The 19,313-nt window shown below is 34.0% G+C and carries 22 protein-coding genes; 21 read left to right on the plus strand and 1 reads right to left on the minus strand.

Features of this window, described 5'->3' with window-relative positions:
* Positions 1-88: 88 nt before the first annotated feature.
* From OOZ15_RS17035 to OOZ15_RS17080, 10 genes are all read left to right on the plus strand, one after another.
* Positions 89-934 (plus strand): LytR/AlgR family response regulator transcription factor, encoded by an 846-nt coding sequence (locus OOZ15_RS17035; RefSeq protein WP_265957649.1) that lies wholly within the window; start codon positions 89-91, stop codon positions 932-934.
* 91 nt (positions 935-1,025) lie between these two features.
* A complete protein-coding gene (locus OOZ15_RS17040) occupies positions 1,026-2,144 on the plus strand; it encodes an acyltransferase family protein (RefSeq protein ID WP_265957650.1) in 1,119 nt (372 codons plus the stop codon).
* Between the two features lie 238 nt (positions 2,145-2,382).
* Positions 2,383-2,856, plus strand: coding sequence for a hypothetical protein (locus OOZ15_RS17045; protein ID WP_265957651.1), 474 nt, complete (start codon positions 2,383-2,385; stop codon positions 2,854-2,856).
* Positions 2,857-2,984: 128 nt separating this feature from the next.
* On the plus strand, positions 2,985-3,914 hold the full coding sequence (locus OOZ15_RS17050) for a TolB-like translocation protein (RefSeq protein WP_265957652.1): 930 nt from the start codon (positions 2,985-2,987) through the stop codon (positions 3,912-3,914).
* Between the two features lie 163 nt (positions 3,915-4,077).
* The gene (locus OOZ15_RS17055; protein WP_265957653.1) at positions 4,078-4,890 is read left to right on the plus strand and encodes a hypothetical protein; all 813 of its coding nucleotides are present in this window, start codon (positions 4,078-4,080) and stop codon (positions 4,888-4,890) included.
* 218 nt (positions 4,891-5,108) lie between these two features.
* Positions 5,109-6,116: a DUF2806 domain-containing protein gene (locus tag OOZ15_RS17060; protein WP_265957654.1), complete on the plus strand. Its 1,008-nt coding sequence runs from the start codon at positions 5,109-5,111 to the stop codon at positions 6,114-6,116.
* 162 nt (positions 6,117-6,278) lie between these two features.
* Positions 6,279-6,770 carry a hypothetical protein gene (locus tag OOZ15_RS17065; protein WP_265957655.1) on the plus strand — a complete coding sequence of 164 codons (492 nt, stop codon included), beginning with the start codon at positions 6,279-6,281 and terminating at the stop codon, positions 6,768-6,770.
* A gap of 159 nt (positions 6,771-6,929) precedes the next feature.
* Positions 6,930-7,463, plus strand: a complete 534-nt coding sequence (locus OOZ15_RS17070) for a DUF5946 family protein (RefSeq protein ID WP_265957656.1) — start codon at positions 6,930-6,932, stop codon at positions 7,461-7,463.
* A gap of 160 nt (positions 7,464-7,623) precedes the next feature.
* On the plus strand, positions 7,624-8,055 hold the full coding sequence (locus OOZ15_RS17075; RefSeq protein ID WP_265957657.1) for a hypothetical protein: 432 nt from the start codon (positions 7,624-7,626) through the stop codon (positions 8,053-8,055).
* 200 nt (positions 8,056-8,255) lie between these two features.
* A complete protein-coding gene (locus OOZ15_RS17080; protein ID WP_265957658.1) occupies positions 8,256-8,642 on the plus strand; it encodes a hypothetical protein in 387 nt (128 codons plus the stop codon).
* A 307-nt stretch (positions 8,643-8,949) separates the two neighbouring features.
* On the opposite strand, the gene OOZ15_RS17085 is transcribed toward OOZ15_RS17080, so the two are convergent.
* Positions 8,950-9,222 carry a hypothetical protein gene (locus OOZ15_RS17085; RefSeq protein WP_265957719.1) on the minus strand — a complete coding sequence of 91 codons (273 nt, stop codon included), beginning with the start codon at positions 9,220-9,222 and terminating at the stop codon, positions 8,950-8,952.
* Between OOZ15_RS17085 and OOZ15_RS20335 the strand changes: the two genes are divergently transcribed.
* From OOZ15_RS20335 to OOZ15_RS17140, 11 genes are all read left to right on the plus strand, one after another.
* Complete coding sequence (locus OOZ15_RS20335) at positions 9,122-9,598, plus strand: Pr6Pr family membrane protein (RefSeq protein WP_265957718.1); 477 nt, start codon at positions 9,122-9,124, stop codon at positions 9,596-9,598. The two genes, OOZ15_RS17085 and OOZ15_RS20335, sit on opposite strands and share 101 nt — an antisense overlap.
* 11 nt (positions 9,599-9,609) lie before the next feature.
* On the plus strand, positions 9,610-10,041 hold the full coding sequence (locus OOZ15_RS17095) for an META domain-containing protein (protein ID WP_265957659.1): 432 nt from the start codon (positions 9,610-9,612) through the stop codon (positions 10,039-10,041).
* The gene (locus tag OOZ15_RS17100) at positions 10,038-10,850 is read left to right on the plus strand and encodes an META domain-containing protein (RefSeq protein WP_265957660.1); all 813 of its coding nucleotides are present in this window, start codon (positions 10,038-10,040) and stop codon (positions 10,848-10,850) included. Before OOZ15_RS17095 ends, OOZ15_RS17100 begins: the two co-directional genes overlap by 4 nt.
* A gap of 124 nt (positions 10,851-10,974) precedes the next feature.
* A complete protein-coding gene (locus OOZ15_RS17105) occupies positions 10,975-11,451 on the plus strand; it encodes a hypothetical protein (protein ID WP_265957661.1) in 477 nt (158 codons plus the stop codon).
* 964 nt (positions 11,452-12,415) lie between these two features.
* Positions 12,416-12,970, plus strand: a complete 555-nt coding sequence (locus OOZ15_RS17110) for a hypothetical protein (RefSeq protein WP_265957662.1) — start codon at positions 12,416-12,418, stop codon at positions 12,968-12,970.
* A 170-nt stretch (positions 12,971-13,140) separates the two neighbouring features.
* A complete protein-coding gene (locus OOZ15_RS17115; RefSeq protein ID WP_265957663.1) occupies positions 13,141-13,881 on the plus strand; it encodes a hypothetical protein in 741 nt (246 codons plus the stop codon).
* A 313-nt stretch (positions 13,882-14,194) separates the two neighbouring features.
* On the plus strand, positions 14,195-14,560 hold the full coding sequence (locus OOZ15_RS17120; RefSeq protein WP_265957664.1) for a hypothetical protein: 366 nt from the start codon (positions 14,195-14,197) through the stop codon (positions 14,558-14,560).
* Positions 14,561-14,735: 175 nt separating this feature from the next.
* Positions 14,736-16,451, plus strand: coding sequence for a serine hydrolase (locus OOZ15_RS17125; protein ID WP_265957665.1), 1,716 nt, complete (start codon positions 14,736-14,738; stop codon positions 16,449-16,451).
* Between the two features lie 68 nt (positions 16,452-16,519).
* Complete coding sequence (locus OOZ15_RS17130) at positions 16,520-17,821, plus strand: amidohydrolase family protein (RefSeq protein ID WP_265957666.1); 1,302 nt, start codon at positions 16,520-16,522, stop codon at positions 17,819-17,821.
* A 332-nt stretch (positions 17,822-18,153) separates the two neighbouring features.
* A complete protein-coding gene (locus tag OOZ15_RS17135; RefSeq protein ID WP_265957667.1) occupies positions 18,154-18,975 on the plus strand; it encodes an outer membrane protein assembly factor BamD in 822 nt (273 codons plus the stop codon).
* A gap of 9 nt (positions 18,976-18,984) precedes the next feature.
* Positions 18,985-19,311 (plus strand): DNA-directed RNA polymerase subunit omega, encoded by a 327-nt coding sequence (locus OOZ15_RS17140; RefSeq protein ID WP_265957668.1) that lies wholly within the window; start codon positions 18,985-18,987, stop codon positions 19,309-19,311.
* Positions 19,312-19,313 lie beyond the last annotated feature (2 nt).

A 19,313-nucleotide genomic window follows, 5' to 3' on the forward strand; every position in this document is an offset into this window, starting at 1 on the left:
CTTTCTTCATACTGTGTAAAATTTAAAATTAATAAAAAAATATCGGGGGTCATGACCCCCGATATTTTCTATTTACACAGTTTATGAGATGCTACCTTATTATGAGGAATTAAAAAAAGTATTCCTATTTCTTTGCTTTGTTGCAATAGCTAGCTTTCTTTTCACTTATTTATTTGAACCATTTATTGTAAATGTTGAAGAACACAAAATAAATAATTTATGGATTATATTATTGCATTCCGTTATTCCAATACCAATTGCTTTTGTCTATTTTTTCTTCCTAAAAAAATCGGTGAATAACATTGAAAATTGGACACTTGGTAAAGAGTTTTTGCATTTGGCTCTAATTCTTTTACTTGTAGGTTTCGCCAGTTTCTTAATTCGTGACTTTATTTACACAAATCCAGATAATTGGTCTTTTCGCTACTTGTGGGAGGAAATACGAAATACGTTTTTGGTGGGTAGTTTACTTCTTGCAATACTCTTGCCTCTAAACCAAGAACGTTTAATCAATAAACATTTAAAAGATTTAAAAAAATTACCTACTCATCAGCAAAATGTCAAGGAAGCCATTACAATTGTTCAAATTTTTATGCCAATAGCAGAGGAAAAATTCGAGTTAAACATTCAGTCTTTTCTTTTTGCAAAAGTGGATAGCAACTATCTAGAAATTTTTTATAAGGGTTCTAGTAGACTAGAAAAAGACCTAAAAAGACTAACCTTAAAAGAATTTGATGACCAACTAAGTTCTTTTCCATTCATTTTTAAAGTTCATCGTTCTTATGTAGTAAATCTTAAGGCTATTGAATCTATTTCGGGAAATGCTCAAGGATATATACTTCACCTAAAAGACTATTCCCAAAGAACTATTCCTGTTTCTCGTTCTAAAATTGAAGAATTTAATCAGCTTTATACTAATTTAAAAAGCCAGTAGGCTTGCATTTCGTCACTTTCGATTGTCAACTGTCACTTTACCAAAAATCGCATTGATTTTGTTTTTATCCTTGCCAACAAAAACAAGATTTGTGGATACAACAAAAAGAAGATACGATTTAGATTGGCTAAGAGTCATCGCTATTTTAGCAGTTTATTTCCATCATTTAGGCATGCCTTTTAATGGAGATGATTTTCATATTATGAATTCAGAATCTAGTAAACTGTTAGATGACATTATGGTTTACTTTGAACAATTCAGATTACCCTTACTTTTTTTAATATCAGGAACTGGAACAGTTCTCGCATTCTCTAAGCGGACTTGGAAACAATTTTTTAAGGAGCGCACGGGAAGGCTTTTAATTCCACTCTTTTTTGGTGTACTTTTTATTGTGCCACCACAAACGTATTATCAATATTTCAATGAATTCAATTCCTATTGGCAGATATACACAGAGGGTCGATTTGAAACCAATCACCTTTGGTTTATAGAAAATCTTTATGTGATTTCTATAATTGTGATTCCTTTGATTATTTTTCTTAAATCTCAAAAATCTAATAGATTTAGAAATTGGTTTGAAAAAATGTCTTCCTATAAAATTGGATTTTTACTGGGCGGACTTCCTCTTATTATTTTAACAGCAGTACTAAAAAGGTATTATCCAACTGGGTCATCTTCTTTGACAAATCTTTCTGAAACATTCTTTTACACTTACTTTTTTGTTTCTGGTATTCTGTTTGCAACCTCACAAATCTTTTGGGGAAACTTGAAAAAATTTAGACGCTTTCACTTTGTTGTTTTTATCGTTAGTTCACTTTTATTCTACGGTTACTATTTAATACCGAATAATATGGTAGAGCCTTATTTAAGTCTTTCTTTTCGTTGGGATATTTGGTATGGCTTGTGCTGTTTGTTGGGATGGAGTTTTGTTTTGACAATATTGGGGTATGGACAAGTTTACTTCAACAAACCAAGTCTCTGCCTTAAACGGATGAACGAAGCTATTTATCCATTTTATATTTTACATCAAACCGTAATAGTAGTTTTTGCATATTATATCATTAAACTCGACTTGAATATTCCTGCAAAGCTTATCATTCTTTTAATTAGTTCATTTTTAATGATTGTATTTATTTATCGTTTCTTTATCTATCCTTTTAAAATAACAAGAATACTTTTCGGAATGAAAAAATATAAAAATAAGTCTTGAAAAAAATAATTCTTTTAGAATCTAATTTCAATTAATTCACCTAAAATTAAATGTATTATGTCACGTTAAATAAAAGCCAGTTGCCAACATGGGCTAAAATCAAGTGGGCGTTTGTAGGTTATTATACTTTGGTGCTTTTTGCATATTTTTGTGGTGGCGGACAGGAAAGTACTTTTTAATGCCCACCTGCTCTTAGCCCAAGCCCGTTGTGTTTCATGCAAAAACACGAGAAATAGAAATGGACGAATACGAAGGATATTTTGCTGACTGTTATGTCTTAACTGATAAAAGGACTGAATCCTTTATTGAAGAATTCCTTGATCATTTCGTTCCAGAAAGACGAGAGACGGCAGACGAATATGAAGTGCCACAATATGCGGACAACCCTGTTGAAAATTTCAAAACAGCTCGTGAAGCTGTAAGGTTCTTGGTTGAGAATAAATCAGTTAAACACAGCCTTTATTGGGCGAACCCTATAAAATCCGAATTAAGGGGGGCTGAGATTTTCTTCACAGATGATGGATATGTAATTATGGGAATTTACTGCGAGACAAAATATCCCGACACAGAGATTGAAGACAAGATTTTTAAGAATATCAAAGAATTCTGTGGAAGTGAAGAAGGTTATATAACCTACGAAGAGACTCCGCCTCACAACAGCGAAGAATTTAGAGAAAAAATAAAAAGCACGAAAGTACAACATCGGCTATAGCAAATGCGGGCTGACTGCTAAAAAATGAAGATATTACAACTAAACAAACTTATGGTAGGCGGACAAGAAAGGGCATCGAAATCCCGCACTTTCCATAGCCAGGGCCGTTAGTAAAAATTATAAACAAAATGAATAAATTTTTATCGATTTTCTTAATCATTGTAATATTTTTTAGTTGTAAAAACAACACTATTTCATATTTCGACCAAAAACCACCCTCTACAATTCCTAAATTATTTGCACCATCAATTGTTAATACTGGCAATATCGAACTTAATGTAGTTTTTAATTATGACAATACAGAAATGTTCTTTTCAAGAATTGTGAACAACAGCTTTGTTATTCTCCATTCTGAATTAATTGATGGCAAGTGGTCTGATATTAAACCCATTAAAATGTATGACGATAATGTCTTAGTTTCAGTTGCTTGTGACCCTACAATTACCAAAGATGGAAAGACAATGTATTTTCTCGGTGTAGACCCTAAGCTTTATGAAAATGATGTTACCAGAGAAGAACTTTACACGATACCACCAGACATTTATAAGAGTAAAAAAGTGGACGGTAGATGGGGATTAGCCTCTAAAGTGGATTTTTGGGTTTCCACCGAATATTTAGAAACCTATCCTGTTGTTACAGCGGATGGGAGTTTATATTTTCGCTCAAATAGACCAAGTGATGAAGGAGGAATGAACACATATCGTGCACAATATTTAGGAAATGAAAAATTTGAAACACCTGTTATCGTAAACACTAAGACAGAGAAAAAGGAACTAATAACTTATGTTTCACCAGATGAACGATATGCCATTACTAATGGACAAGGTAAATTTCAAATAACGTTTAATAATGATGGTGAATGGGCAAAACCGAAAGAAATATCATTAAAATATGAAAGCAACTGGCGATATTATTCTCCGTATATGTCTTCTGACGGAAAATATTTTATCTACTCCAGGAGATATAATAACCCTGAAAAAAAAGGATGGGCAGGAGTTGAAAAAGGAGAAATTTATTGGGTTAACGCTGATATACTCTTCAATGCAAAAATAGAGTAAAACATTTGCTAACACCGTATATAATTTATTGCTAGTGCAAGCCTACTTACGAAAATCCTCGCGGATTTTCTATTCGGTTTTTATTTGCTAAATTAGGTGTTTAAAACACGCAACAAACCATATACAACAACGTTGGCATTCATACTGAAAAAACTAATCGTAATTGGAATTCGGAAACATAACAATAGAGGATAAATTAGGTAAAGATTATACTGAACATAAAGTTTTTGAGGAATTGACGTTTTACTCGGACTTTTATGAATCATTATCCTTTTCCATTATGAATTGGATGTCTCAAGGAACAAAAGCATTTGTAAACCTAGACACCTATGCGATATCTTCCATTAAAGGAACTGTTAATTCGATTAGTCAAATTCTGAAAAAAGGTAGAATTAATGATTCTTATGCACTAATAAGGAAGTACTTTGACTCTACATTCATAAATATATATTCCAACTTATATTTACAAGACCACTTTAGTATAGATAACTTCATTGTTGAACAAATCGATAACTGGAGAAAAGGAACTGACACCATTCCCGAATTTAGAATTATTTCGAGATATATTAAGGAATCTCAAACCTTATTGCCAATAACTGAATTATTGAAAAAAGATGACAGATATAAAAAAATAAGGGACAGATGTAATGACAATACTCATTACAACTTTTTCCACAACGTGTTATTAAACGATAACGAAATTCATAATCCGAATAGAATAAAATATTTAGATGTTATATCCTTCGATATGCAATCATTATTTATACAACATTTTGCTTACCTATTTTATTTAAATGACCATTATTTTATGTCAAGCGACTATGTTGACTACTTGGATTTAGGAATGACTCCTGAAGATGATTCACAATATTGGGTTGCACCATTTATTCAAAAAGTTTTTACTGAACTGATAAATAAAAAAAGACCTGATATTGCAAAAGAAATAAAGGAAAACACTAAAATGAAATTAGAATAAAAGTACGAAATGCCAACAATGGCTATACGTAATGCGGGTTGTAGGTGATAAACCAAAGTTTCGGCTTATTTTTCCGCTCGCAGTTTAGATATTTATGAAAAGAAAATTAAGAAATATAAAAAACAGCTCGCTACCGTTCGTGCAAGATTGAAAACTTCCGCTTTTCAATCCCGCACTACGCATAGCCGAGACCGTTGGCATTCATTTAAAACAAGAAAATGGCATTAATAGATTTTGATAAAATAAAAGACATTTTAGGTTTGAGTAAACCTTTAACGAAATTGATTGAAGTGATTGCTCAAGGAACAGGTGCAATTACTCAACCATATTTAATTAAAAAAAATGCTGAAGCTAAAGCATATGAAATTAATGTTGTTTCTAAAGCAATCGCACAAAACCAATCTTCCCTTCAAAAAATTGAATATAAGGAATCTAAATTAAGTCTAAACTCTTTAGACAAATCAACAATCGAAGAAATAACATCATTACCCGAACGTGCTGAAAATAGAATTGAATATCAAGAACAAAAAAGACAACAAAATATTGAAAGAGTAACACAAATTGCAGCTGAACAACTTGAATCAGTTAAAGAAGTAAGTGATGAAAAAGTAGACGAAGATTGGACTACACATTTTTTTAATTATGCACAAGACGTTTCTAATGAAGAAATGCAAAATTTATGGGGAAGAATTTTAGCTGGTGAAGTTGAAAGTCCTAAATCTTATTCTTTAAGAGCTTTAGAACTAATTAGAAATTTATCTAAAAGTGAAGCAGAGATTTTTTCAAAAGTGGCTAAATATGCTGTTAAATCAAGTAACGATTATTTTCTGTTTAAAGGTAAAAAGGATTTACTAAATCAAAAATTTGGAATAACATTCAATGACCTTGCCTTACTTAAAGAATTAGGATTATTACACACCAGTGAATTTACCTCTTATGAATATGCTAAATCTGATAAACCTTCAAATCCTCATTTAGTATTTGGGAATGATATTGTTTTTATGGAAATAAAAGAAAATACACCCAAGTTTACAATCAACATATATTTATTCACAACTATTGGCAAAGAATTATTAAAGCTAGTTGATATAGAATCTGATTTTAATTATATCATGGAATTTGCCAAAGAAGTGCAAACTGAAAATACAATTGTTAAATACGGACAGATACTAGAGGTTTTGCCTGATGGATTAAGACATTCTGTTCCATTAAAAAACGTAATTTAAAAAAAAACGAAATGCCAACAATGGCTATAAGTAATTGCTTGTTCTCGCCTACTTCTGAAAATCCGCAAGGATTTTCAGTTTGGTGTGTACTTGCTAAGTTAACCGCTAAACCACGCAACTACTCATAGCCGAAACACGTTAGCAACAATTAATAAACACGATATGAAATACTTTCTCTGCATAATACTTTTTTTGACCGCTTCAATTAGTTCTTTAGCTCAGGAAAAATATGACGTTCCTTTTAAATCTATTAACGGAATTATCGATGAACTACTTGATCAAATAACTATAGAAAAGGGGGAGAAAATGGATACTATAGCAATTAGGAATTTATTTCATCCTTCTGCAATATTTACAATTGCTGATTCTACAAAGTCTGAAACTGTATCACTTGATGACTTCCTTAATCTCTTGAAAGACCCTTACTATGAACAAGGATATCTTGAAAAAGAAATTCATAAAGTTGTTGATGAATACAATGGAATGGCTCAAGTATTCCAGACTTTTTATGGTAAGGACTCTGAGGGATCTGAAGAAAGAGGGATAAATAGCTATCAATTAACGTATTATGGCGGTCGATGGTGGATAGTCAGTCTCTTATGGACTATAGAATCTAAAAGTGTCGGAATACCTGCAAAATATGGCGGAGAATAAGTAAAAAAGTTGCTAACAACGCCTAAGCTTCATTGCTGCTGAAAGTTTCAAAAAATAATTCTATCTTTCAAAAACCTTAAGAGTTCATCTGACTAAACCGAACAACAAACACGCAACGCAAGCTTAGCCAGAGACCGTTAGCAACAAGCAAAAGCGACAATGCAAGACTATATTGATTTAGCAGAGAAGAATGGAGTCACACTTATAGATATTGGAAAGTGTCAATTTTGTGGTGCAAATACCCAAAGAGGAATTCACGAATGCCTTGAAATTTTCAATCTTGGGTTTCAGGAAATTGACTTCTCCAATTTTGAAAATCACATATACAGATTTCTGATTGTGGACGCCCATACTTTACAACACCCTGAAATTCACGGCAGATGGAATAATCACTTTCACCTGTCAAGACTTCACTTGATATTTGAATATGGGATTAAATGGACTTATGAATTATCACCGAAACTCAGCGATTATCTGAATAAATACAAGGTTCATAAACAGGACGAATATCTGACCCCACCTGAACTTCTTAAAAGAGGAAATATCACGACAACTGATATTAAAGAGAAGTCAACTAACGAAACGGATTGTAAAGATTTAATAAAAAATTGGGCATTGGAAGTTTATGAGAAATGGAGCGTCCACCACGATATTGTAGATGATATTGCGAAAGGATTTTTAAATAAAATATAAATAAAGCCAGTTGCTAACACATGGTATAGTGCATGCGGGTTTCAGCGGTTTTCGAGCGTTTGTGGCTCGTAAAAAAAGTCGGTGTAAACTGATAGGTTTTCGCCTCGTAATCCCGCACGACACCATACCATCAAACGTTGTGCCCAATTAAAGTTAAAATATGGAATTAATAAAAAATCTATTTAAGCCGTCTGATAAGCATAAAGGTGTTTGGCCAATAAAAGTTTATGTATTAAAACTATTCTTTCTACTTATGTTTCTATTTGCAGCAAAAGATGCGTGGACCGAATTAATTACCCATAAAGGAGAATGGAATCCTGAAATTGCAATTGCTTGGTGTGCTATTGCCGCTTACACAACTTTATCAGGATTGGGAGTATTTCACACATTAAAAATGTTGCCAATAATGCTTTTTATGTTCTTTTACAAAGGTCTTTGGCTATTTTTTGTTGCCTATCCATTATGGCAAAATGAACAACTTGTTGGTAGTGAGGCAGAAGATTGGGTTCCGATATTTATGTTGATGATTATTCCGGTTATTTTCACACCTTGGATATATGTTTTTAAAACCTATGTCCTTGGAAAAGACTAAACAATTACAAGAGTACATAAAACAACTGGGCACAACACTAAATATAAGTAATGGCGGGCAATGTGGTTATTCAAAAAATTGTGTTTCAATGAAGCCTAGTAATAACTTGATAGATTTGAACGTTTAAACCGCCACTACTCATATTCTTAACGTTGTACATCATTTAAAAAGACACTTATGTCATTCAAAATCAATAAAATATGATACTCATTGCCAAATATATTGTGATTCTTTTCGGTGTTTTCCTCATTGGAGTTGGTGTGCTAATACTTTTAAGACCAGCTAAAGCAAGAGAATATTTAAGAAAAGCAGGAAGCACTAACTTAATTAATTACTCTGAAATAACTATCCGAATGATTCCTGCGGCAGGATTGGTTATATATTCAGAATTTTCAAAGTATCCTGAAATATTCAAAATTTTAGGGTGGTTTATGATAGCAACTTCCGTAGTACTTTATTTCGTGCCTCGAAGAATCCACCACAAATATGCTTTATGGTGTGCCGACATTCTGACACCTAACTACGTTAGACTAACATCACCATTTTCAACACTTTTTGGATGTGCTATTATTTATGCTGTACTCTGATAGAATCATTCAGAAAAAGGAGAAATACTGAAAAACGATGTACAACATTGGTAACCCTTTGACAAGCCCTTAACGTTCATAAGGCAAGAAAATTTCAGGAGAATACAACTTTTAAGTGGCTAAGAATAAGGGCTTTTATTTTTTTAATTTTGCCTTTTTACTTGAAACAACTCATTTATAAGGTTGGGAAACAGGCACAAGATATATAGGCAATAGCCATTTGGGTAATCATCTAAACCTCTTTTTGAGTTTAATTGTATATCTTGAATCCTAAATTATATGAGTGACTACCCCGTTAACCTATACACTAACCACTGGCATACATTTTAAAAATGCGCAAAAAGATTGAAACAGTAGGATTCTGCCTTGGATGGTTTGCCATCATTACGCAGTTTGTTTTAATGCTCCAAAATAGGCAAGCAAATATTCCTGAAACAATCATACGCTTTTTTAGCTTTTTTACAATCCTCACAAATATTTTGGTAGCCTTATTTTTTACCCATAAAATATTCAAACCTTCTGCAAAACAATTTGGAATATTCAATAAAAAAGGAACATTGACCGCCCTTACAGCATTCATACTTATTGTTGGGCTTGTATATCAATTTATACTGCGGGGTATTTGGGAGCCGAAAGGGATGCAACGCCTTGTGGACGAATTATTACATACCATTATACCTTTATGCGTCTTTATTTATTGGTTTATATATTCCACAAAAGAAAAAATTAATTTCCATGATGTAGGGATTTGGTTGCCATATCCTGTGGTTTATCTCCTTTTTGTTTTAGCAAGGGGCATTTTTTCCAACTATTATCCATACCCTTTTTTGAACATTCCGGGAATTGGAACCGGAAAGGTGTTATTGAATATTTTATTGATCTTACTGTTTATGTTATTTATAATGACTATTTTAGTAGGTATAAAAAATAGAGCCACAAAAAATAAAATCCTATAAAACGTCCAATCATGAAAACCACAAAAACCCTTTCGCTGTTCATTTTTGCAATGATTATCGGTTCTTGCTCATCAACAAAAAAAATGACCGACGATGCTCTTTTTAATACCACATGGGAACTGGAGCACCTCTCCGGGCCACGAATTGCCTTTAGCGGGCTGTACCCCGATAAAAAGCCAAAAATCACATTCAACAAAGCAACCAACAAAGTAGAGGGCAATAACAGTTGCAATGGTTATTCCGCTGACTATACCTTGAACGGTGATGGCATTTCTTTTGGCGAACCAGGCCCGACAACAATGATGTTCTGTGGTGAAGGCGAAAAATTCTTTTTAAATACCATAAAAAAAGTAAACAAGTACAAGATCGATAGCGAAGGAAAACTGAACTTAATGATTGATGATGTACCAATGATGCGCTTTAAAAAATCTGTTCAAGAATGAAACTTTCAGTAGCAATACCGTTATTTCTCCTTTCCATCATACTATTATCGTGCAATAATAAAGCGAAAAAAAGCAACGATGTTTTAAAGACAAGTTCAAGCGACTCCGTAGGTGTAGAACCAACAACAAGCCTAAAAAACAATAACCAGGTCAGCAATGACATCTATTTTAAGGCTAGCGGTAATGAACCTTTTTGGGGATTGGAAATATCGGAAAACGGTATAAAGCTGACAACAATTGGTGACTCCATAGTAACACCACATACCGCTGCAGTACGTGCTATGGATGCCAATGTTAAAATGTACAAAGTACAAACGGAATCCAATGAAATGACTATTCAAATTATGGAATCCGAATGTACCGATACCATGTCAGGTGCGGTATCACCTTATACGGTTACTATAGATTACAGGAAGAACACCGATGAAGAGTTAACAACATTGCATGGATGTGGGCGCTACATAACTGATTACCGCCTGCACGACATTTGGGTATTGGAGAAAATAAATGGCAACGATATAACAAAAGAAGATTTCAGCAAAGAGTTGCCTACAATGGAAATCAACAGCACGGCTAATACATTTTCAGGGTTTGCAGGTTGCAACCGTATGAACGGTTCTTTGTTCTCTGAAAAAGAATTGCTTCGCTTCACGAACATTGCTACCACAAAAATGATGTGCGAACCTGCCAATAAAGAGCCTGAATTTATAAAGGCATTACAGAGCGGTACCACCTATAAAATTGCAAACAACCGCTTAATGCTGTCAAATCCTGAAGGGGAACTGCTAGTATTCAAAAAAATAGATTAAGCCTTAAAAAAATCAATAAAATGAAACCGACATGATTAAAATAATCTTTAAACACACAAAGGCAATGATTATTTTAATCATCAAAGGTTCCATGTGACCATTGAAAAACAATAAATATAAACACATGAAAAAACTAATCATATTATCGCTGCTGGCAATAAGCTTTACAAGCTGTAAAAACAAGACTGCAAAGGAGGAACAAAACACGCCAGAAGAAAAAGAGGCTGTGGCCATAGAAAAACCATCTTCTCTGTTAGAAATGGGCTGTTACGCTTACAACGACAACAATAATAACGCTGTAAATTTAGAAATTACCAGTTTAGAGAATGGTGTTACAGGGAAATTGACCTACGCACTTGATGGCAAGGATAGCAACTCTGGAACTTTTAATGGAGAATTGAAGAACGACAAACTATTTGGGATATATACATTTATATCTGAAGGAATTGAAAGTAAAAGGGACATTGCATTTTTGATAAAAGACAACCAACTTATTGAAGGCTATGGCGAGCTTAGCGAAAGTGGTACTGCTTTTGTTGATAAGAGCAATATCAACTATACTTCTACGATGCCATTAACCAAAACGGATTGTGATAAATGAAGAGCAACTTGTTTGTATATAAATGGTAACGTGTACTCCCATTTGCGGCAAACGTGTTTGGAACTGATTGCCCTAAACACTAAACGGGATCCATTAAAGAATGCATGGCACGGTAAACATTGCTGCGCTATCTGGTTAATATAGGGGTAGGGGGATACCCCTTCCTGATACCCTTCTTACCCCTTGCAAACATCTTTTTATCTATTAAAATCATTCTTGTAAGGATGAAAAACATTGTTGTTGGGCCTGTTACACATAGTCGTAAGGCCTGAAAAAGGTCTTTTTAAGGCTTACCGCAAGGGATATTTTTGATTTTTTAGGGGTGATACCCCCTACCTGATAGGGGGAACGATGATCAAAAAGGTCATTCGAAATACCTTTTTCATCGTTATAAGGATGTCCCTAACGCTTGGAAAGGTGACAGACAGGGGCAATAACCCTGAACAAGGAGCTTATAAATGTTCTTTCTAAACCTTTTTAGCCCTTCTTAAGGGCTTAGACCCCTACTGGAGAGGGGCCAACTATTAATCTGATGATTGAAAACACCTTTCAGTATAGTTGCAAAAGCCTGCTGCAATTTACAGCAGGCTTTTGTTTAAGTCTGAAATCTCCCTGCAGCTTGCAGCTACAGTTTGCGGTGAAAATTATCAGTAAAAATGCCATTCCCCTTTATATTGATTGTTTATAAAACCTTATGGAACGGATTACAATAACACTAGAAAAACTAAATCACCGGAATGCGGAACAGATTGCCCTCTTGATGTAACGGTATCTTCCTTAACAAAATCCGAAAAAGACAATAAAAAAGTGTTGTTATCCCGAAATTTTAAGAGATAAAAATGTATTTTAGTGTTTATATAACGAGTTGTGGTGCATACGAGAAATGTTAAGTCAAATTAAAATACCGTCATTAATCTTATTTATTTTGGTAATCTTTGGTTGCCAAAATTCGGAACGTAAACCTTTGAAAAAAATTGAAAAAGATTTTGGACTTTTCCCAAACGAAAATGACAGCATTGCCGTAGAATTAGAACTGACTAAATATGATAACTGGAAAGTTTTGCTCAAACGGACTGAACAAATTGTTTGTAATGATAGTATTCCAAAGGTAACAATTGAAAACGATAGTGTGATAAAAAAGGTTTATTTAAGAAATCCTTGTTGGGAAAATTTTGGTTGCATTTTAATAAAACAAAGAAATACAATTCAAATCCATAACGACACAATTAGTAAATCTGATAGGTTTTTTTATCCGTTAGACAGTTTAGCCACTGTTTTGAAAAAAGATTTTCAGAATAATGGAAAAATTCCATCTTGGAGTCGTAGTCCTGAAAAGCTGTTGATTTTTATCTCTTATGACAATAATTGGACAGAAAGATTACCAAAAACTTTGGAGAGACTGACTAATGAATACGAAAAAATCACGGACAGTACCGTTTTAAAAATATGGCTGAATGAGAAATTTGATATTCCGCCACCTCCACCGCCACCATCGAAAGAACAAATAGAAATTGAATAAAATACGCACCACAACAGCGTGTAAAAAATAATTGCTACTTTAGTGCTTGACCAAAGGCAGTTGCAGTTTTGCTTACTCTGATTTTCCTGCGGAAAATCCTCGCGCACAAAACCGCAACTATTTTTACACGCAAACCGTTAACAGTTATTGAGTAAACCCAAGTAATAATTATGGACTTTTTTAAAAATTATTTACCACAAATATTCATTGGATTAGGAGTACTGTTTTCATTTATCGGGGGTTTAATAATTTATATTAGAACTAATGAATATAATTCAGAGATTAAAAAAAGAACTAATGAAAATATAGTCCTAACTACTAAAAATAAAAGACTAACAAGTGAAAATCAAATTTTAATTACAAAAAATATTGAATTTACGAATTTAAACGGCGAATTAATTAATAAAAATTTAGAGCTTACATCTCAAAATATTGAATTAACTGATAATCTCCAAAAACAATCTGAAATTATCAATTCAAATATTACAGGCGGAGACAGTTTCTGTTATATACTGCCTATTATCAATCCAAAGTATGAAAATAGATATAGATTATTACTTAAAAACGATGGAGAATATCTAATGAGTAATATCCAAGTAAGAATCGTTGATTTGAACGAATATGAAACCGCTAATAGTATCATAAGTCTTTATGGTAAAACAACCAACGTAACTGAACTTTCTGGAAAAACCGGAATGATAATAGGAGAAATAGATTTAGGAAAAGAAAATTACAAGAATCTTAATATTTTCATAAGTGCCAGAAATGGAAGTTTTAAACAATTAATTAGAATGAAAAAAATGAAAAAAAAATGGCATTTTGCTACTAGAGTAAATAAGGAAGATGAAATTCTTTTCGAAAAAATAAGTAAAGACTTTCCAATAGAAAAAAATGAGGATATATGGAATTAAAAAAACAGCTGCTAACATCGGTAACCGTTGCACAAGCCACTAGTTTTTAAAAGTGAAACCATTTACAAAAAAACGAAAAAGATAATTGACTGAAAATAAATGCTTTATGTTTTATGACATGATTGCTTTTTACTATAAATGACCGATTTTTTGGTTGTGCAACAGGCACAATGTATATACAAAATAGGCGTAACAGTAGTAAATTTAACGGTTGTAGCCCGCTTAATAATTTTAACGGTTTGATAAGTATAAAGCCCGCAATCGCCTACTTTGCATATACTAAACGTTGTGTGCAAGTTAAAATATGAACTAAATGATATTAACAGAAACCTCAAAAAAAAGGAATTTGATACTAACTATTTTCCTTTCTATTATATTCCTAACTGATTTAATTACGACCAAAAGTTTCTTACTTGACAATAATCTGAAAGAATTAAATAAAACGGAATTAGTATTTGGAATACTCGGAATTGTTGACTTGATTTTAATCGTGTTTTTATTTTACTGGAAAAAATGGGCGTTTTGGGCATTACTTGGAACAAGTATTATAACACTAATAATTAATCTGAGTATAGGAATTGGAGCTGTATCCCTCATTGGCTTACTTGGAATAATAATAATTTACCTATTGTTACAACTGAAAAGAGATGGAATTAAAGGTTGGAACAACTTGGAATAAAAACTGTACCTTACAGCGGCTCATAAGCTATGGCTTTCGACCTGCCCACTTGGGATTCCGAAGTTTCGGGACTGCGGATTTTCCAATGGTACTCATTTTTGCTAAATTCGTTGCAAAACCACGCCACAGTGCATAGCCGCGGCCTGTACAGAATAAATAAAATCTGAAATCAACTGTGAAAGAAGTTCCAAAATTTATTTTTCTAATATTACTAGCTTTTTCTTGTCACAGACCATCACCGTGGAACGGTTCTGTCTTGACACAACCCCGGGATTGCTTGACAGTTGAAGAATTGTTGGAGGGTAAAACACAACCTCTCATTGATATGAGTTATTTTTCAAAACCCAAATGGGGAACTAATGCAAAACATTCATTATCAGGCACTATAACTCTTCAAGGTACACCATTGAATTATCCCAAGGAAAAAGAACATTATCCCAGAGAAAGTTTTTTTCCGAAACTGCAGTTAGATTTTATTTCAGATAATGGAGAACTAATCCCTCTACAAAAAGAACAAATCAGTACAAGGTATCAGAAAAATTACTTCTGGGATGTATTTGTTGGAACTGGGAAAACATGGCATGAAGAAAATGATGGTGAATGGAGTCGTGCTTCGTTCCCCTTCACCCTAACAGACAGGTGGATAGGGACAGCCAGAAATTGCGTGGCAACATTTGCTTATAAGCCGGATTCAATAAGCAATGTTTGTTTGCAGTGCAGCCAAGAAACCGCAGATATTGATGATAAAGGGCTTGGAAACATCAAAGGCATAATACCAGCGAATTATCAAGCAAAACAATTTGCAGATTCAATTCAAATAATTGAACAACATAAACTATTTGAGTCAAAAAGACTTCCAATTCGTCCTCTAAGTGAGATTGATTTAAATAATGAAGTTGCTGATTTCTTTGAGAAAATGATAGTTACCAATGCACCAACAAGTTTGGGTGCTGTTTTAATGGACAATAAACTTTACCTGCATCCACCCAAAACCCGTCATGGTTTGTATCCCTATCCTAATGATATGCGCCATGGTTTATATTCTGTTACCAAAAGTATGGCTGGTGCTTTGGCACTAATATATTTTGAGGAACGATACGAAGAGGATGTATTCAATAAACTCATTTCAGATTATGTACCAGCATTAGCAGACCACGAAGGATGGAAAGGGGTAACCTTCTCACAAGCACTCAATATGGTTACGGGAACTGAAGGAAGTGAAAGTCCAGAGCATCTATTAAATACATTAATTCTTGCTGCAACGGCAGAAGAAGCTATTAATAATATTGCAAAACTTGGTAATTATCCAGAATTGCCGGGTCAAAAATTCAATTATGCTTCTACCAATTTATTTGTGTTATCTTGTGCATTGCAAAAATATGTAGAAGAAAAAGAAGGCGATAAAGTCAATTATTGGGATTTGGTGCACGAAAATGTACTTGTACCAATTAACGCAGAGTATTTTACGGTGCTGCATACCCTCGAAGAAGATGAAAATGAAGCCATTCCTATCTTAGCCTATGGTGCATTACCAACCATTGATGAAGCAGCAAAAATAGCTTTGTTGTTTGCCAATGAAGGAAGCTTTGAAGGAAGGCAAATCTTAAATAAAAAAAGGGTAAAGGAAGTTTTTGGAAAAACGGATTGGAATGGATACAGCACCAATAATGATTTTCGAGGGTCGAACTATCAACACGCATTTTGGTCAAAAGAAATAAAGACAAGGAATTGTAAAATAAAAGCAACTTATATGTTGGGTTTTGGAGAAAACTATGTAGTATTTCTGCCGAGTAAAGCAATTGTTTTTAGGTTTTTAGATGAGCATGATATGAATATTGATAAACTAATAAAGGCTGTAGAAGATATTAAATCTTCATGTCAAAAGGAATAAAAAATACGCTATATACGCGAACCGTTACCTGCAATTCAAGGAAACTATTATAATCTAAACACTAAACCATGATACGATTCACACTACTAATCATCAATATTTTTTGTTTGACCAGTCTCTCAATAGCACAAAGTGTTCAAAGTTCTTACTTAATCAAAGCTGGAAAACTGTACGATGCTGAAAAGAATGTTTTTACAACGAATCAAGAAATTTACGTCCAGGGAGATAAGATTAAAAAGATAGGACAAAATCTCGAAGTTCCGGAAAATACAGTAATTATTGACGCAAGTAATTCTACGGTAACCCCGGGACTCATCGACGCCCATACGCATATTTTGTCAGAGGAAAAATTGACTCGCGACAACGACTGGTCTTATCTGGCGTTGGATGCAATCATGTTTTCGGATGAAACGAGAGTATTACGGGGAGCTCACTTTGCCAAAACTTATCTTCAGGCCGGCTTTACATCCATACGCGATGTGGGCAATTCAGGATACTACCTCGATGTGGAATTGAGAGATGCTATAAGAAAGGGATATGTGGATGGACCGAGAATGTTTGTCTCCGGTCCTATTATTGGCTCAGTAGATGGTCAATTCGGTGGATTGCCTCCGAAAGATTTTAAGCGCATTACCGAACAGGAATACACAACTGTCAATGGTGTGGATGATGCTCGGTTAGCAGTTAATGAGCACATCGTCCAATCAGTGGATGTCATTAAGATTCTCGCATTTGGAAATAGATTACCTCTGAGTTTGGAAGAAATGAAAGCAATTGTGGAAACGGTCCATTCGAATAGGCTTCAAGTTACTGCTCATGCCGACAGGGATTGGGTAGTTCACAATGCCATCGAAGCAGGAGTTGATGGAATAGAACATGGATATGGGTTCAAAGATGCCACACTTAAGAAAATGGCAGATAAAGGCATTTATCTTGTACCTACCTTTAATTCCGTAGATATTGCTGTCCATTATTATAAAATGATGAATCAACCCTATGATCTTGAAGAGTTAAAAAAGAATTTTCAGCCAAATCAAAAAGTATTAATTAGTGCGCATGAACTAGGGGTAATGATAGTAGCGGGATCTGATGCATATTTTGATCTTGGAATACCCCGGGGAGATGCTGCTAAATTTACATTAGTTGGTTACTATGAAGCTGGTTTAAAAGTAAACGATGTTTTAAAAACTGCTACATATAATGCCTCCATTGCATTGAATCGAAAAGACCAGTTAGGAGTCATCAAAGAAAATGCTTTAGCAGACATCGCAGTTTTTGATGGGGATCTTGAAGCTAATTTTAAAGAAGTTCTTTTTAAAGTTAAATTGGTGATGAAAGACGGTAAGATTGAGTATAACAATATGGATTAACACTATTTATTTCGCTTAAAAAGCTATCATAGGGATTTAAAAACTGATTAAATGATGGAGAAAAAATTTAGACCCAACATATACAACACCTACAATTTATATTTTAATGGAAATTGTGAAGAAGTATTTAAGGAAAGTTTCATAGTAATTTAGAAATGAAGTACGACACCCCTAAAGTCCCCTCAAAGGGACAATTACCTATTGCTATCCGTTAAATTTTTAATAAAACTAAGAAGGTCGTTGTGTAGTCGTTATAGATAGTATTATTTTCACTGCATAAATAGTTTTTTAAATTACAGATAATTACCTAATTTTGCCGGATGATTAAAAATATGAAGTACACATATTTAATAGCGCTTAGTGTTTTGTTGTTCACGGGATGTAGTGAATACCAAAAAGTATTGAAAAACAGCGATATAAAGAATAAATATGATATGGCCGAAAAGCTGTATAACGATGGTGACTACAAAAAAGCCATCAGGCTTTTTGAACAGATCGCCCCTGAGTATGTAGGGAAACCACAAGGGGAACGTATTCTTTACTTCTTTGCCGATTCCTATTATCAATCTGAGGATTATTATTTGTCAGCCTATCAGTTTGAAAGGTTCAGCAAATCCTATCCGCGAAGCGAAAAGGCCGAAGAAGCCGCTTTTTTGGGTGCGAAAAGTAAGTTCCATACCTCACCGCGCTTTAGCTTAGATCAAACCGACACCCATGATGCTATCGGAAAACTCCAGGTGTTTATCAATACCCATCCGGAGTCTCAGTATATGGACGAGGCCAACGAAATGGTGAGCATCCTAAGGGCCAAACTGGAAAAGAAAGCCTTTGAAATTGCTAAACAATACAACCGCATATCCGATTACAATGCCTCGATCAAGGCTTTTGAGTTGTTCTTTAAGGAATTTCCGGGTTCTGTTTACAAAGAAGATGCCATGTTCTATGATTATTTGGCAAAATACAATTTGGCGATAAACAGTATCTATGCGAAGAAAGAAGATCGTATCAGCAATGCGAAAGCGGCTTACGACTTATTTTTAAAGGATTATGCGGAAACTGAATACAAGAAAGAAGCCGATAAAATGGCAGAAGACTTGGATAAAGCTTTAGTAGAGCTAAAACAATTAATGGAAGAGTACAACATAAGTAAATAAAAAAGAGTTATGAGCGAATTAAGAAATTCTGAAGCGGCCGTTTCTACGATCACCTATGATAGAAACGAAATTGATGCGCCTATACAAAACATTTATGAGGCGATCTCTGTGATTGCAAAGCGTGCCAACCAGATCAATGCAGACATCAAAAAGGAGTTGATAGAAAAGCTCGAAGAGTTTGCGACCTATACTGATAGTCTTGAAGAAATTTTTGAGAACAAAGAGCAGATCGAAGTTTCAAAATTCTATGAAAAATTACCAAAACCACATGCTATTGCAGTAGAAGAGTGGTTGAAGGATAAGATATATTACAGAAATACCGAAAAAGAGCAGTAGGG

The organism is Galbibacter kalidii (assembly GCF_026241135.1).
GTDB lineage: Bacteria > Bacteroidota > Bacteroidia > Flavobacteriales > Flavobacteriaceae > Galbibacter.